The 14,334-nt window shown below is 63.2% G+C and carries 14 protein-coding genes; 4 read left to right on the forward strand and 10 right to left on the reverse strand.

Annotated elements, in window-relative coordinates:
- The first annotated feature begins 191 nt into the window (after positions 1-191).
- A complete protein-coding gene (locus BM019_RS01340) occupies positions 192-3,662 on the forward strand; it encodes a hybrid sensor histidine kinase/response regulator (protein ID WP_062824993.1) in 3,471 nt (1,156 codons plus the stop codon).
- Between the two features lie 15 nt (positions 3,663-3,677).
- Here BM019_RS01340 and rmuC read toward each other — a convergent pair whose 3' ends face one another.
- Positions 3,678-5,045 (reverse strand): DNA recombination protein RmuC, encoded by a 1,368-nt coding sequence (gene rmuC, locus BM019_RS01345; protein ID WP_162096439.1) that lies wholly within the window; start codon positions 5,043-5,045, stop codon positions 3,678-3,680.
- A gap of 175 nt (positions 5,046-5,220) precedes the next feature.
- Positions 5,221-5,544 carry an SEL1-like repeat protein gene (locus tag BM019_RS01350; protein WP_009045091.1) on the reverse strand — a complete coding sequence of 108 codons (324 nt, stop codon included), beginning with the start codon at positions 5,542-5,544 and terminating at the stop codon, positions 5,221-5,223.
- 942 nt (positions 5,545-6,486) lie between these two features.
- On the opposite strand from BM019_RS01350, the gene BM019_RS01360 reads away from it, so the two are divergent.
- The 3 genes from BM019_RS01360 to BM019_RS01370 all read left to right on the forward strand — a co-directional run bounded on the left by BM019_RS01360 (position 6,487) and on the right by BM019_RS01370 (position 8,896).
- Positions 6,487-6,711: a hypothetical protein gene (locus BM019_RS01360; RefSeq protein ID WP_007927809.1), complete on the forward strand. Its 225-nt coding sequence runs from the start codon at positions 6,487-6,489 to the stop codon at positions 6,709-6,711.
- A 273-nt stretch (positions 6,712-6,984) separates the two neighbouring features.
- A complete protein-coding gene (locus tag BM019_RS01365; RefSeq protein ID WP_007927808.1) occupies positions 6,985-7,467 on the forward strand; it encodes a hypothetical protein in 483 nt (160 codons plus the stop codon).
- A 145-nt stretch (positions 7,468-7,612) separates the two neighbouring features.
- Complete coding sequence (locus BM019_RS01370; RefSeq protein ID WP_009045092.1) at positions 7,613-8,896, forward strand: OmpP1/FadL family transporter; 1,284 nt, start codon at positions 7,613-7,615, stop codon at positions 8,894-8,896.
- A gap of 73 nt (positions 8,897-8,969) precedes the next feature.
- Here the strand turns inward: BM019_RS01370 and BM019_RS01375 are convergent, their stop codons facing one another.
- The 8 genes from BM019_RS01375 to cobU form a co-directional block, all read right to left on the reverse strand.
- Positions 8,970-9,521, reverse strand: coding sequence for a glutathione peroxidase (locus BM019_RS01375; protein WP_092417439.1), 552 nt, complete (start codon positions 9,519-9,521; stop codon positions 8,970-8,972).
- Between the two features lie 69 nt (positions 9,522-9,590).
- Complete coding sequence (locus BM019_RS31135; protein WP_009045094.1) at positions 9,591-9,713, reverse strand: hypothetical protein; 123 nt, start codon at positions 9,711-9,713, stop codon at positions 9,591-9,593.
- Entirely contained in the window at positions 9,710-10,903 is a 1,194-nt protein-coding gene (locus BM019_RS01380) for an MFS transporter (RefSeq protein ID WP_175510578.1), read from the reverse strand. The genes BM019_RS31135 and BM019_RS01380 overlap by 4 nt, the downstream gene beginning before the upstream one ends.
- A gap of 60 nt (positions 10,904-10,963) precedes the next feature.
- The gene (locus tag BM019_RS01385) at positions 10,964-11,368 is read right to left on the reverse strand and encodes a MarR family winged helix-turn-helix transcriptional regulator (RefSeq protein WP_007927803.1); all 405 of its coding nucleotides are present in this window, start codon (positions 11,366-11,368) and stop codon (positions 10,964-10,966) included.
- An 82-nt stretch (positions 11,369-11,450) separates the two neighbouring features.
- Positions 11,451-12,182 (reverse strand): adenosylcobinamide-GDP ribazoletransferase, encoded by a 732-nt coding sequence (locus BM019_RS01390; protein WP_092417440.1) that lies wholly within the window; start codon positions 12,180-12,182, stop codon positions 11,451-11,453.
- Positions 12,183-12,184: 2 nt separating this feature from the next.
- Entirely contained in the window at positions 12,185-12,760 is a 576-nt protein-coding gene (gene cobC, locus BM019_RS01395) for an alpha-ribazole phosphatase family protein (RefSeq protein ID WP_009045097.1), read from the reverse strand.
- Positions 12,757-13,812, reverse strand: a complete 1,056-nt coding sequence (gene cobT, locus BM019_RS01400; protein WP_092417441.1) for a nicotinate-nucleotide--dimethylbenzimidazole phosphoribosyltransferase — start codon at positions 13,810-13,812, stop codon at positions 12,757-12,759. The genes cobC and cobT overlap by 4 nt, the downstream gene beginning before the upstream one ends.
- A complete protein-coding gene (gene cobU, locus BM019_RS01405) occupies positions 13,809-14,330 on the reverse strand; it encodes a bifunctional adenosylcobinamide kinase/adenosylcobinamide-phosphate guanylyltransferase (RefSeq protein ID WP_092300507.1) in 522 nt (173 codons plus the stop codon). Before cobU ends, cobT begins: the two co-directional genes overlap by 4 nt.
- Positions 14,331-14,334 lie beyond the last annotated feature (4 nt).

The following is a 14,334-nucleotide window of genomic DNA, read 5'->3' on the forward strand; positions in this document are numbered from 1 at the left end:
TCGCGCCAACCGGTTCCGAGCCACCTTCCATAGGCGCGCGCCTTCCGCGATAAAACCTGACAGACAGCCCTCTTCCCCCTGCGACACCTGGCCGCGCCAATACCTTGGTCGACACTGACGAACCCCGAACATCGTGCGAGACTGTCTGACCGGGCTGAAGCGCCCGGCGCGCCTTTATGTTCGGAGTTTCCATGTCGCTGTCCAGCGGGCTGATCGCCATCGTCGCCCTGGCCTATATGGCCATCATGTTCGCCATCGCCTTTTACGGTGACCGCCGCAGCGCGCCCTTGCCGCCGCGAGTGCGCGCCTGGGTGTACAGCCTGTCGCTGGCGGTGTATTGCACCAGCTGGACCTTCTTCGGCGCCGTCGGCCAGGCCGCCGAGCAACTCTGGTCGTTCTTGCCGATCTACCTGGGGCCGATCCTGCTGCTGGTGCTCGCGCCCTGGGTCCTGCAAAAGATGGTGATGATCAGCAAACAGGAAAACATCACCTCCATCGCCGACTTCATCGCCGCGCGCTACGGCAAGTCCCAGACCCTGGCGGTGGTGGTGGCGCTGATCTGCCTGGTCGGCGTGCTTCCTTATATTGCCCTGCAGCTCAAGGGCATCGTGCTTGGCGTGGACCTGCTGATCGGCGCGGGGGCCGACACCATGGGCACCCGCGCCCAGGACACGGCACTGATCGTGTCGCTGATCCTGGCGCTGTTCACCATCGTCTTCGGTACCCGCAACCTCGACGCCACCGAGCACCACCGCGGCATGGTGCTGGCGATTGCCTTCGAATCCCTGGTCAAGCTGCTGGCCTTTCTCGCGGTCGGCGCCTTTGTCACCTATGGCCTGTACGACGGTTTCGACGACCTGTTCAGCCAGGCCATGCTCGCCCCGCGCCTGGAACAGTACTGGGAAGAAACCATCAACTGGCCGTCGATGGTGGTGCAGACCGGCGTCGCCATGATGGCGATCATCTGCCTGCCGCGGCAGTTCCACGTCACCGTGGTGGAGAACATCGAACCCCAGGACCTGCGCCTGGCCAAGTGGGTGTTTCCCGCCTACCTGGCCCTGGCCGCGCTGTTCGTGGTGCCGATCGCCCTGGCCGGGCAGATGCTGCTGCCCAGCTCAGTGCTGCCGGATTCGTTCGTCATCAGCCTGCCCCTGGCCCAGGCCCATCCGGCCCTGGCCGTGCTGGCCTTCATCGGCGGCGCGTCGGCCGCCACCGGCATGGTGATCGTCGCCAGCGTGGCCCTGTCGACCATGGTCTCCAACGACATGCTGCTGCCCTGGCTGCTGCGCCGGCAGAGTGCCGAACGGCCCTTCGAAGTGTTCCGCCACTGGATGCTCTCGGTGCGCCGGGTCAGCATCGTGGTCATCCTGCTGCTGGCTTATGTCAGCTACCGCCTGCTGGGCTCCACCGCGAGCCTGGCGACCATCGGCCAGATCGCCTTTGCCGCGGTGACCCAACTGGCCCCGGCCATGCTCGGCGCGCTGTACTGGAAGCAGGCCAACCGCCGCGGCGTGTTCGCCGGATTGGCGGCCGGCACTTTCCTGTGGTTCTACACCCTCGTCCTGCCGATCGCCGCCCACAGCCTGGGCTGGTCGCTGAGCAGCTTCCCGGGCCTGGCCTGGCTGCACGGCAACCCGCTGAACCTGCCAATCACACCCTTGACCCAGGGGGTGGTGCTGTCGCTGGCCGGCAATTTCACCCTGTTCGCCTGGGTCTCGGTACTGTCGCGTACCCGGGTTTCGGAGCACTGGCAGGCCGGGCGCTTCATCGGCCAGGAAATCAGCGGTCGCCCCAGCGCCCGCTCGATGCTCTCGGTGCAGATCGACGACCTGCTCAAGCTCGCCGCGCGTTTTGTCGGGGAAGAACGGGCCCGCCAGAGCTTCATCCGCTTTGCCTACCGCCAGGGCAAAGGCTTCAACCCCAACCAGAACGCCGACGGCGAATGGATCGCCCACACCGAACGCCTGCTGGCCGGCGTGCTCGGTGCATCGTCCACCCGCGCGGTGGTCAAGGCCGCCATCGAAGGGCGGGAGATGCAGCTCGAAGACGTGGTGCGCATCGCCGACGAAGCCTCGGAAGTGCTGCAATTCAACCGGGCCTTGCTGCAAGGCGCGATCGAGAACATCAGCCAGGGCATCAGCGTGGTCGACCAGTCCCTCAGGCTGGTGGCCTGGAACCGTCGCTACCTGGAACTCTTCAACTACCCGGACGGGCTGATCAGCGTCGGCCGGCCGATCGCCGACATCATCCGCCACAACGCCGAACGAGGCCTGTGCGGGCCGGGCGAGGCCGAAGTGCATGTCGCCCGCCGCCTGCACTGGATGCGTCAGGGCCGCGCCCACACCTCCGAACGGCTGTTCCCCAATGGCCGGGTGATCGAGTTGATCGGCAACCCGATGCCCGGCGGCGGCTTTGTCATGAGCTTCACCGACATCACCCCGTTCCGCGAGGCCGAACAGGCCCTCACCGAAGCCAACGAAGGCCTGGAACAACGGGTCGCCGAGCGAACCCAAGAACTGTCGCAACTGAACGCCGCGCTGACCGAGGCCAAGGGCACCGCCGAGGCCGCCAACCAGTCCAAGACCCGTTTCCTGGCGGCGGTCAGTCACGACCTGATGCAACCGCTGAATGCCGCACGGCTGTTCTCCGCCGCCCTCTCCCACCAGGACGACGGTTTGTCCGCCGAAGCCCAGCAATTGGTCCAGCACCTGGACAGCTCCCTGCGCTCTGCCGAAGACCTGATCAGCGACCTGCTGGATATCTCCCGCCTGGAAAACGGCAAGATCAATCCGGAGCGCAAGCCGTTCGTGCTCAACGAACTGTTCGATACCCTGGGGGCCGAATTCAAGGTGCTGGCCCAGGAGCAAGGCCTGAAATTCCGCCTGCGCGGCAGCCGTCTCAGGGTCGACAGCGACATCAAGCTACTGCGCCGGGTTCTGCAGAATTTCCTGACCAATGCCTTCCGTTACGCCAAGGGGCCTGTATTGCTGGGCGTGCGCCGCCGCGGCAACCAGCTGTGCCTGGAAGTCTGGGACCGTGGACCGGGGATTCCGCTGGATAAGCAGCAAGTGATCTTCGAAGAATTCAAACGCCTCGACAGCCACCAGACCCGTGCCGAAAAAGGCCTGGGCCTCGGGTTGGCGATCGCCGACGGGCTGTGTCGCGTGCTCGGTCACGGCCTGCAAGTACGCTCCTGGCCGGGTAAGGGCAGCGTCTTCAGTGTCAGCGTGCCTTTGGCCAAGGCGGCCGTCAGTGCACCGAGGCAGGTGGCCGAACTCAACGGCCATCTGCTGTCCGGCGCCCAGGTACTGTGTGTCGATAACGAAGACAGCATCCTGATCGGCATGAACAGCCTGCTCAGCCGCTGGGGCTGCCAGGTCTGGACCGCGCGTAACCGCGAAGAATGCGCGGCGCTGCTCAATGATGGCGTGCGCCCGCAACTGGCATTGGTGGACTATCACCTGGACGATGGCGAAACCGGCACCGAGGTCATGGCCTGGCTGCGTACCCAGTTGGGTGACCCGGTGCCAGGCGTGGTGATCAGCGCCGACGGGCGCCCCGAGATGGTCGCCGAGGTGCACGCCGCTGGGCTGGACTACCTGGCCAAGCCGGTGAAGCCCGCGGCGTTGCGGGCGCTGTTGAGCCGGCATCTGCCGCTCTGACCTTCCGCCCCCGGGTCAATCCGGCAGTTCGAGCAACGCGCCATCGGCATCGGTCATTGCCCGCTCCAGCAGGTCCGCCGGCAGGCTCTTGCTGGCACGCGCCCCGAGCAACCGCAGTTGCTCGCTGCGGCTGACCAGGTTGCCACGCCCCTCGGTCAGCTTGTTGCGCGCGGCGCTGTAGGCCTTGTCCAGCTGCTGCAGGCGATTGCCGACTTCATCCAGATCCTGAATGAACAACACGAACTTGTCGTACAGCCAACCGGCGCGTTCGGCGATTTCCCGGGCGTTCTGGCTCTGCCGCTCCTGCTTCCACAGGCTGTCGATCACTCGCAGGGTAGCCAGCAAGGTGGTCGGGCTGACGATCACGATATTGCGGTCGAAGGCTTCCTGGAACAGGTTGGGCTCGGCCTGCAAAGCGGCGGAAAAAGCCGCCTCGATGGGTACGAAGAGCAACACGAAATCCAGGCTGTGCAAACCTTCCAGACGCTTGTAGTCCTTGCCGGCCAGGCCTTTGACGTGATTGCGCAAGGACAGTACGTGCTGCTTCAGCGCCGCCTGGCCGATCACTTCATCGTCCGCTGCGACAAACTGCTGGTAGGCGGTCAGGCTGACCTTGGAGTCCACCACCACCTGCTTGTCGCCGGGCAGCATGATCAGCACGTCGGGCTGGAAACGCTCGCCGTCGGGCCCTTTGAGGCTGACCTGGGTCTGGTACTCACGACCCTTCTCCAGGCCGGCATGCTCCAGTACCCGCTCGAGAATCAGCTCGCCCCAGTTGCCCTGGGTTTTCTGGCCCTTGAGCGCACGGGTCAGGTTGGTCGCCTCGTCACTCAAACGCAGGTTCAGCTGTTGCAGGCGCTCGAGCTCCTTGCCGAGGGAAAAACGCTCGCGCGCTTCGGCCTGATAGCTCTCTTCGACCCGCTTCTCGAAGGACTGGATGCGCTCCTTGAGCGGGTCGAGCAATTGTCCGAGACGCTGCTGGCTGTTCTCGGCAAAACGCTGCTCACGCTCGTCGAAGATCTTGCCCGCCAGCTCGGCGAACTGCGCCCGCAGCTCGTCCCGCGAGCCTTGCAGGTCGCTCAGGCGTTGCTGGTGGCTTTCCTGCTGCTCGCGCAACTCGGCATTCAATGACGCGGCCTGGGCGTCCAGGCGCCGCAGCTCGGCTTCCTTGTTGGCCCGTTCAAGGTTCCAGGCGTGGGCGGCATCACGGGCGTTGTCGCGCTCGATCTGCAACAACTCGACCTCCCGGCGCACCGCCGCCAGATCGGCCTGCTTCACGGCATTGGCCTGGCCCAGGTCGCTGATCTCGTCGCGGCAGGCGTCCAGTTGGGCGTTCAAGCCATCCTGTGCCAGCAACGCGGTGGCCAGGCGTTCCTCCAGCAGGGACAGTTCGGTTTGGCGGGAGCTCAGACGGCGTTGCAGTTGCCAGGCGAGCGCCACCAAGGGCAATGCCGCGCCTGCCAGACCGAGCAGTACGCTGGTCAAGTCCATAGCCATAGCCACTCCAGACAGTGAAATAAAGCTTGAAGGTTAACCAAGGGACCGAGGCTTGGACAGCTCAGTCTTCGATCTGGCCAAGCTCCAGCTGGGCGCGGCGATCGCCAGCCCGTGCCGCCTGGCGCAGCAGGTCATGACCAATCCGCCGATCGCGGGCGTTGCCGCATTCGCGGCACATCAGCTGGCCAAGACGACTCTGTGCGGCCACCACCCCTTCCCGGGCAGGCTGCTTGAGCAAACGCCCGGCAAAGTGCTTGACGTTCCGGTTATCACCCAGGCGCGGGCTGTCGAGCAGCCACATGGCCACACGTAACGAAAAACGCTTGGGCTCGGTAACACTGGAAGAGGCAGAGGTAACAGAAGGTGACACTGAGCGAAACTTCATAAAGCACTGTAGGGCAGATCGGAAGGCGCGCCACTCTACTCCTTTTTTCACACGCGTAAAGTCGAAAAAACTCGGCACGCCCGTGCTAGAGCAAGCGCTTGGGACAATCCACAGAAGCTGTGGATAACTCAGTGGACAACCGCCCTACAAGTCTCCGAAAGCCGCATGGGACGGGGCCCGCAGTCAAACTGACGATTTTTTCACCAGTAAAAAAAACCGATGTTTTTCATTGACTTAAATTTTCATCGCAGGCATTGGAGGGCCCGGCAGGTGAGGTGACAGGCCGGTGACAGCCCGCGCAACTATTGTGCACAAGTAACCTTGATCCGGTTATATCGGTGCACCTTTTTCGCCCGTTCATGGGAGAACAGCAGCGAAGACCAAAGCTCCAGTAACAACTTTCTGCTCAACTACGGTGGAAAGCCCGGCCTGCCTCGTTCACGACCCCGCTCCCTGTGACACTCATAACCATTTTGCCTAACACACTTGCACCAGCTACATCAATCCGTTATCATCCACAGCGTTAGTACCAAGCTGAAAGTCAATTCTGGTCGAACAAGTCCCCCGGTTCAGCTTCCCTGAAGAGAAGTTTCTACCGAGCACACGGGATCGACCACCTCGCTGGTTTCCAGGTAAAGCTTTTGCCGACACTGCCTTTGAACACATTGCAAAGGATGTCGCGAAGCCCTTTTTACTCTGACCGAACCAACCTGCAAATTGATCAGGATCTTCACCTGGGGCCCAGAACCTTAACCCCTGCTGTGATTGCCTGCCCTCCTAAGTACCTACCTGCCAGCCCTAGCGCGCACTTGATAAAGCGCTTCCAACTGGCTGCTTTGTTCCAGTCGGGTTCTTCGTTCGACCAATGGTGGTCGGCGTTACTGGAACGTTTTAACGTTGCACGGTTCTTAACCGTGTCATTTGTAGGAACACCCAATAACTATGTCTACTCAAATCCAGACTCAGGATGCCATTCGCACCCTCACCAATGCTTTTGCTCCAATGAACTGCCTGATCATGGCTGCTCGCAAAGGCTGCTTCAGCTTCACCCTGGTCAACGAACACGGTATCGCTCGTCACAGCGAACGCCTGTACCCCGATCAGTATTCCAGCGCCGAGCCGCTGCAAGCGGTGATCGAGCGCACCCGTCAGGCCCTCACCGCCTGAGACGCCAGAGCGCTGAAAACCCGAAGCCCCGCCTGAATAGCGGGGCTTTTTATTACCTGTTATTTCGATTTGCCCGTCTTCGGCTAAAGCACCATCCGATATAACGGTTATAACAGGAAGCCGGAAATATTTTAAAAACAGGCCTTTACAGCAACGATATGACACTACACTTCAACTCAAGCGGCATGATCCGCTTCCGGCGAGCCTGACCGATCCACCGCTGCCAAGCTCCCCCATCAGGCCTCGCCGGCCACTTCACGCTTCGAGGGCTTTATGGGTATTGCCGCCAGCGAACTGTGCCGCTACGTGATCCGCCCGACCCTGATCTATCTGGGCAACCACAGTCGCACCGCAGAATCATTGCTGCTAGGCATCGCCGCCAGTCAATCCGCCCTCGGCTCCGCCCTGCACGACCGCAGAGGCCACGGCCTCTACCGCATCGCCGAACCCCGCCACCAGGCACTCTGGGACCACTATCTGGCCCTGGACCCGGAACGCGCCAGCCTGGTTCGCGGCCTGGCCAGCCAGCATGCATTCCTCAGCGGGCCGCATCTGGAACTGACCGTCAACCTGCGTTACGCCACCGCCATCGCCTGGCTGCTGGTAGAAGAGCAGAACACCCCGCTCCCCGAGGCCGATGACCTGGTCGGCATGGCCCGTATCTGGAAGCAGATCTTCCAGCCACAAGGACGTTTGCGGGATTTCGCCGATGCCTGGCAGACCTGTGTTGCGCCACTGAATCAGGTCGCCTGCTGATCGGACTTTTTGCAAGTTCGCGCAAACAAGCGCAATTTTGGTCGGATTGTCCTACAAAACCGCTCTATCTCAAGCCATACAGCCTATAGCGTTGAGGAGGAAATGTTGGTAATTTTCGCTCCGGTGATCACCAGGAGTTCTAATAATGAAAAAAGTAATACTCAAAACCAGTCTTAGCCTTGCCGTTGCCATGGCATCCACCCAACTTTTCGCAAGTGGCTTTGCCCTGAACGAACAAAGCATCAGCGGCATGGGTACTGGTTTCGCCGGTCGATCCTCTGCTGCCGACGATGCAAGCACAGTTTTTGGTAACCCTGCCGGTATGTCGCGCCTGAAACGCCAGCAAGTCACTGGCGGTCTCGCGGCCATTGACGCGTCCACCGATATCAACGACGCCAGCGGTAGCCAGAGAGGGACCAACAAAGGCGATATGGTGCCGTTCACCGCCGTCCCAATGGCCTACTACGTCAAGCCAATCGATGACCAGTGGGCCTTCGGCCTGGGTGTCTACGCCCCGTTCGGCCTGATCACCGACTATGAAAGCGGCTTCCAGGGCCGTAACTTCGGCAGCAAAAGCGAAGTTAAAATCGTCACCTTCCAGCCAACCGTCAGCTATGCCTTCAACGACAAGGTGTCGATCGGTTTCGGCCCGACCATCAACCGTATCTCCGGCACCCTGGAATCCGCGCTGACCACGCCACTGTCGCCTAACGATGGCAATGTCCAGATCAAGGGTGACGATATCGGCTATGGCTACAACATCGGTGTGCTGGTCCAGGCGACCGATACCACTCGCGTGGGCCTGACTTATCACTCGAAGGTCAAGTACAAGCTGGAAGGCCACACCGAAGTCAGCCCAGGCGCCGGTACTCCGGGCGCCCTGCTGCGCGGTGCTCGCTACGACGCCTCGCTGGACATCACCACCCCTGAGTCGGCCGACCTGTCGGTGACCCAGGATCTCAACGATGCCTGGAAACTCTACGCCGGTGCGACCTGGACCCGCTGGAGCCGCCTGAAAGACATCACCGTGCAAAACGAAGGCGTAACCGCCAGCGCCGGCGGTCTCCTGGCCCCGGGTGCGCTCAGCACCGTCAAGGAAGAGCAGAACTGGCACGACACCTGGGCCTATGCCATCGGTACTTCCTACCAGCTGAACAAGCAGTGGGTACTGCGTACCGGCCTGACCTTCGACCAGTCGCCAGCCAACAACACCAACCGCTCGCCACGCATTCCTACCGGCGACCGGACCATCTTCAGCCTCGGCGCCGGCTGGAGCCCAACTGAAGACCTGACCATCGACGTGGCTTACTCCTACCTCAAGGAAGAGAAAGTCAAGGTCAACAACCACAATACGCTCGGCCAGTCTTACAGCGCCGAGTACGAAAACAGCGCGAACGGCTTCGGCGTGGGGGCAACCTACCGCTTCTAAAGCCTGACGGCCTGAACGAAAAAGCCCCCGCATCCAAGGATGCCGGGGCTTTTTTATTGGCCGCGGATAAATCTCAAGGCTTGGACGCCAGTGCCTGTTCCACGGCCTCGATCAATTCAGGACTGTCCGGTTTGGTCAGGCTGGAGAAATTGGCGATCACCTTGCCCTGGCGATCGACCACATACTTGTAGAAATTCCACTTCGGCGCACTGCTCTGCTCGGCCAGGACCTTGAACAGGTGCACCGCGTCCGGGCCTCGGACCTGCTGCGGCTCGGTCATGGTGAAGGTGACGCCGTAGTTCGCATAACAGACCTTGGCCGTCTCCGCGCCATCCTTGGACTCCTGTTTGAAGTCATTGGACGGCACGCCTACCAGCTCCAGCCCCTGATCCTTGTAACGCTGGTACAACGCCTCGAGCCCCTTGAACTGTGGGGCGAAGCCGCAAAAACTCGCGGTATTGACCACCACCAGCGGCTTGCCGGCAAAGCGTTGGCACAGGTCGATGGATTCCTTGGCGCGCAACTTGGGCAACGAGCCCTGCAACAGCGACGGGCATTCGCCCGCCCAGGCCGAACCGACAAACACCATGAGTACAGCTGGAACAGCAAGCCAGCGCGCCAACATATTCAACTCCTTGAAAGTACCGTCAGAGGGTGAAGCTACTCGCCCGGCGGACGCCCTAGCAAGCGCTTCCTAGCAGACGCCCATGCCCAACTGCATCAGCGCCAGCCCACCCTGGTGCCAGCCCCACCAAGCCAACACCAGCAAGGCGATAACAACCATCAGGCCGACCCAGCGCAAACCTGTCCGGCTCATGCCGCGCTCGCCTGCAGACGGGCAACCGGACGCTCGCGCACCGGCCAGTTCAGGGCCGCGGCCAGCAGACTGAGGAGAATCGCCACCTGCCAGATCAAGTCATAACTCCCGGTTCGATCGTAGACCACCCCGCCGAGCCAGCCGCCGAGGAACGAGCCCAACTGGTGAAACAGAAACACGATGCCGCCCAGCATGGACAGGTTGCGCACCCCGAACAAGGTGGCCACCGTGCCATTGGTCAGCGGCACCGTCGACAGCCACAGAAAGCCCATAGCCATGCCGAACAGATACGCGCTGAGCTGCGTCACCGGCAGCCAGAGGAACAGGCCGATGACCACCGCGCGCAACAGGTACAGGCCGGTCAACAAGCGCGGCTTGGACATGCGCCCGCCCAGCCAGCCGGCGGTGTAGGTGCCGAAGATATTGAACAGGCCGATCAGCGCCAGCACGGTGGTGCCCACCGTGGCCGGCAAGTGCTGGTCCACCAGGTAGGCCGGCAAATGCACGCCGATGAATACCACCTGGAAACCGCAGACGAAAAAGCCGAACGCCAGCAGCCAGAACCCGGAGTGAGAGCAGGCCTCACGCAAGGCCTCGGAGAGGCTCTGTTCATGGCCCAGGCTGGGCAGCGGTTTGTCCTTGAGCATGCTCACCAGCGGCACGATCAATGCCACCAGCAACCCCAGCACCAACAGTGCCGACGACCAGCCGAGCCAGCCGATCAAGCCCAGGGTACCCGGCAGCATGGCGAACTGACCGAACGAACCGGCCGCACTGGCGACCCCCATGCCCATGCTGCGTTTCTCCGCCGGCAGCGCGCGCCCCACCACGCCGAGAATCACTGAAAACGAGGTCCCCGAAAGCCCGATACCGATCAGCAAGCCGGCGCTCAACGACAGCGACAGCGGAGAATCGGCCAACCCCATGAACAACAGGCCCACGGCGTATAACACACCGCCGACCAGTACCACCTTCGCCGCACCGAAGCGGTCGGCCAGGGCTCCAGTGAAGGGCTGGGCCAGGCCCCAGATGAGGTTCTGCAGGGCAATGGCAAAGGCAAACACTTCGCGCCCCCAGCCGAATTCCGCGCTCATGGGCGGCAGAAACAGCCCGAAGCCATGCCTTATCCCCAGGGACAAGGCCAGGATCAGCGCACTCCCGAGAAGAACCCAACCGCTGGTACGCCACATCGAAGTCATTTTATTCTCCATTTACGGGTATATACCCGCTTATCATCGAACGAAAGGCCTTCACGCCAGTTCGTTCAGCAAGGCCAGCAAGGTTTCGCGTTTTTCTGCACCCAGACGGTCGATCAAGCGCTGTTGCGCCGCTTCCCAGGCTGGCAAGGCCGCCAGCAGTCGCTGCTGGCCCTCATCGGTCAGCTGAACGATGCGATTGCGTTGATCCTCGCCTTCGGACAGCCGGACCAGGCCCTCGCCTTCCAGCACCCGCAGGTTACGGCCCAGGGTGCTGCGGTCCAGGCCCATGGCCTCGGCCAGGCTGGAAATGCTCGGTTGGTCCAGGCGCTGCAGGTTGCTCAGCAGGGAATACTGGGCAACGTTGATCCCGAAGCCGTCGAGAGCGCCGTCGTAGAACCTGCTGACGCCACGGGCGGCGCGCCGCAGGTTGGTGCACAGACATTGAGAAGGAAGCATGGTGCGTGTATATACCCGCGATTAAGGGAATGCAAGAAATTTGCATAGTTCAGGGCGCGAATAGAACCCGCGCTCCGCCTTTCTAGAACAGCGCCAACCCTACCAGGACCGTCACCTCCAGCAGTTCCAGCAGGGCGCCCGCCGTGTCCCCGGTGGTGCCGCCCAGGCGACGCAGCATCAACTGACGCAAGCCAGCAAACACCAGGCCCGCCAGCAGCAACGCCAACACCGCGCTCCAACCACCGAGCACGACACAGGCCAGCGCGGCGAGCGCCAACACCCACTTGCCGGCCAGACGTGGCAGATGATTCGCCAGCGCCTGCCCAAGGCCACCAGGGCGCACATAAGGCGTGCAGAGGAACAATCCCAGCAAGGCGCCGCGACCGATCAGCGGCGCCAGCAGCAAGGCGAAACCGGCCTGCTGCTCGATCAGCGCCACCAGCGCGGCGAACTTGAGCAGCAACACCAGCCCCAGGGTGACCACGGCAATCGGCCCGCTGCGCGGGTCCTTCATGATCGTCAGCGTGCGCTCCCGATCGCCAAAGCCGCCCAGCCAGGCGTCCGCGCTGTCGGCCAGCCCGTCCAGATGCAAGGCACCGCTGAGCAGCACCCAAACCGTCAGCAACAACGCCCCATGCAGCAACAGTGGTGCGCCCATCAACAACTGGTTCAGCCCCCAGAGCAGCACCCCGAACAGCAGGCCGATCAGCGGATAGAACAGCAACGACCGGCCCATTTCCTCGGGCGACGGCATGCCCGGCAAACGCACCGGAAAACTGCTGAGAAATTGCAGGGCGATCCAAAATGGCAACACGCTCAGACTCCTTCGCTCAATACCAGGCCAGCCTCGACAGTCAGAGCGAACAAGGCACCGTGAGCGACCTCGACACTCAGCAACTGCTCGCGCGGCAACCCTCGGGCCCGGGCCAGCAACAAGCGCATCACCCCGCCATGGCTGACCAGCAGCACCCGCTCGCCGGCATAGCGCTGATGCAGACGTTCGACCGCCCCCAGCACCCGCGCGGAAAACGCCAGCACCGGCTCGCCCTGCGGCGGGGTAAAGGCATAGGGATCGGCCCAGAACCGCCCCAGCGCCTCGGCATCGGTCGCCATCAGCGCCGCCGCGCTCTGCCCTTCCCAGGCACCGAAATGCAGCTCCTGCAGATCCGGGTCCAGGGTCACCGGCAGCGCCAGGCGCGCCCCCAGTTCCTCGGCAAAACGCGCGCAGCGTTGCAAGGGCGAACTCACCAGCCGATTCCAGGGCCCCAGGCCTGCGACAGCAGCACGCATCTGCTGCCATCCGGCATCGGTCAGGGCATCGTCGAGGCTGCCGCGCAGGCCACCACCGAGCTCGGTTTCGCCGTGGCGCAGCAGGTCCAGGCGCAAGGTCATGCCGGACGATCCGCCACGGCCGCCTCGGCGAAAGTCGCCATCTGCCCGTGCAGGTCGCAGGCCAGGCGCAGCAACGGCACCGCCAGCGCCGCGCCGCTGCCCTCGCCCAGGCGCAGGCCGAGGTCCAGCAAAGGCTCGGCCTCGAGGGTGTGCAGGATATGCCGATGCCCCGGCTCGGCCCCACGGTGGCCGAACAGCAACCACGGGCGGCATTCGGGGTTCAGCCGCACTGCCACCAGCGCCGCCACGCTGCAAATGAAACCATCGACCAACACCGCGACGCCTTCCTGGGCACAGGCCAGGTACGCCCCAACGAGCGCGGCGATCTCGAAACCGCCGAGGTTGAACAAGGTCTGCAAGGCATCGCCACGCTGGGCGGCATGCAGACTCAAGGCGCGCTCGATCACCTGCGCCTTGTGGCTGACACCCGCCGCATCCAGGCCGGTGCCCGGCCCCGCGAGGTGCGCCACCGGAATGTCCAGCAAGGCGCAGGCCACGGCGCTGGCCGCGGTGGTGTTGCCGATGCCCATCTCACCGCCGATAAACAGTTCGCTGCCCTGCTCGACGGCCCGCAGCACACTGTCACGTCCGGCCTGCAGGGCCTGCTCGCCCTGGGCCTGGGTCATGGCCGGCCCCTCGACGAAGTTCCGGGTGCCCGCCCCCAGGTTCAAATGCCGCACGCCGGGCAGGTTCAAGCCGGGCGTCACCGTGCCGAGGTCGACCACTTCCAGGCGTGCCCGCAACTGCCGCGCCAACACGCTGATGGCCGCGCCGCCGCTGACGAAGTTGTGCAGCATCTGCCCGGTGACTGCCTGCGGATAAGCCGAAACGCCCTCGGCCACCACCCCGTGGTCGCCGGCGAAAATCGCGATCCACAGCTGCTCCAGGCCAGGCTTGACCCGCCCCTGCAAGCCGGCCAGCTGTACCGCGACCCGCTCCAGCTGCCCCAGCGAACCCGCGGGCTTGGTCAATTGCTGCTGACGCGACTGCGCCGCCTCCAGGGCTTGAGTGTCGAGCGCCTTGCACGGCCGCAGCCACCAGAAGTCATTCATAACGCAGTTCCTTTCAGAGTCAGGGGCAGGCCGGCCACCGTCAGCACTACCCGCTGACAACGCTCGGCCAGGGCTTGATGCAGCCAACCGGCTTCATCGACATAACGGCGAGTCAATTCGCCCAGCGGCACGACACCCATTCCGGTCTCGTTGCTGACAAAAATGATTTCGCCCGGCAGCGACGCCAGGCACTCCAGCAGCGCTTCGCGCTCACTGGCGAGCCGCTGGGCATCCTCCAGCAGCAACAGGTTGGTCAGCCACAAGGTCAGGCAATCCACCAGCAGGCAGCGCTCGGTGCTCGCGGCTTCGCGCAGCACCCGCGCCAACTCCAACGGCTCCTCGATCAATGCCCATTCGGCCGGACGCCGTTCGCGGTGATGGGCGATGCGCTGATTCATCTCGCCGTCCAGCGCCTGGCTGGTGGCGATATAGGTCACGGCCAGGCCGCTCTCGCCAGCGAGCTTTTCCGCCAGGCGACTCTTGCCGGAACGGGCACCGCCGAGGATCAGTTGCAACATGCTT

The organism is Pseudomonas sp. NFPP07 (assembly GCF_900115645.1).
Taxonomy (GTDB): domain Bacteria; phylum Pseudomonadota; class Gammaproteobacteria; order Pseudomonadales; family Pseudomonadaceae; genus Aquipseudomonas; species Aquipseudomonas chlororaphis.

What these genes read in the sequence shown, in the direction of transcription:
- BM019_RS01375 (WP_092417439.1), bottom strand. Translation starts at nt 9,521, where the DNA reads ATGTTGGCGCGCTGGCTTGCTGTTCCAGCTGTACTCATGGTGTTTGTC.
- BM019_RS01350 (WP_009045091.1), bottom strand. Translation starts at nt 5,544, where the DNA reads ATGAAGTTTCGCTCAGTGTCACCTTCTGTTACCTCTGCCTCTTCCAGT.
- BM019_RS01370 (WP_009045092.1), top strand. Translation starts at nt 7,613, where the DNA reads ATGAAAAAAGTAATACTCAAAACCAGTCTTAGCCTTGCCGTTGCCATG.
- cobC (WP_009045097.1), bottom strand. Translation starts at nt 12,760, where the DNA reads ATGACCTTGCGCCTGGACCTGCTGCGCCACGGCGAAACCGAGCTCGGT.
- BM019_RS31135 (WP_009045094.1), bottom strand. Translation starts at nt 9,713, where the DNA reads ATGAGCCGGACAGGTTTGCGCTGGGTCGGCCTGATGGTTGTTATCGCC.
- cobU (WP_092300507.1), bottom strand. Translation starts at nt 14,330, where the DNA reads ATGTTGCAACTGATCCTCGGCGGTGCCCGTTCCGGCAAGAGTCGCCTG.
- BM019_RS01360 (WP_007927809.1), top strand. Translation starts at nt 6,487, where the DNA reads ATGTCTACTCAAATCCAGACTCAGGATGCCATTCGCACCCTCACCAAT.
- BM019_RS01385 (WP_007927803.1), bottom strand. Translation starts at nt 11,368, where the DNA reads ATGCTTCCTTCTCAATGTCTGTGCACCAACCTGCGGCGCGCCGCCCGT.
- BM019_RS01365 (WP_007927808.1), top strand. Translation starts at nt 6,985, where the DNA reads ATGGGTATTGCCGCCAGCGAACTGTGCCGCTACGTGATCCGCCCGACC.
- BM019_RS01340 (WP_062824993.1), top strand. Translation starts at nt 192, where the DNA reads ATGTCGCTGTCCAGCGGGCTGATCGCCATCGTCGCCCTGGCCTATATG.
- BM019_RS01380 (WP_175510578.1), bottom strand. Translation starts at nt 10,903, where the DNA reads ATGTGGCGTACCAGCGGTTGGGTTCTTCTCGGGAGTGCGCTGATCCTG.
- cobT (WP_092417441.1), bottom strand. Translation starts at nt 13,812, where the DNA reads ATGAATGACTTCTGGTGGCTGCGGCCGTGCAAGGCGCTCGACACTCAA.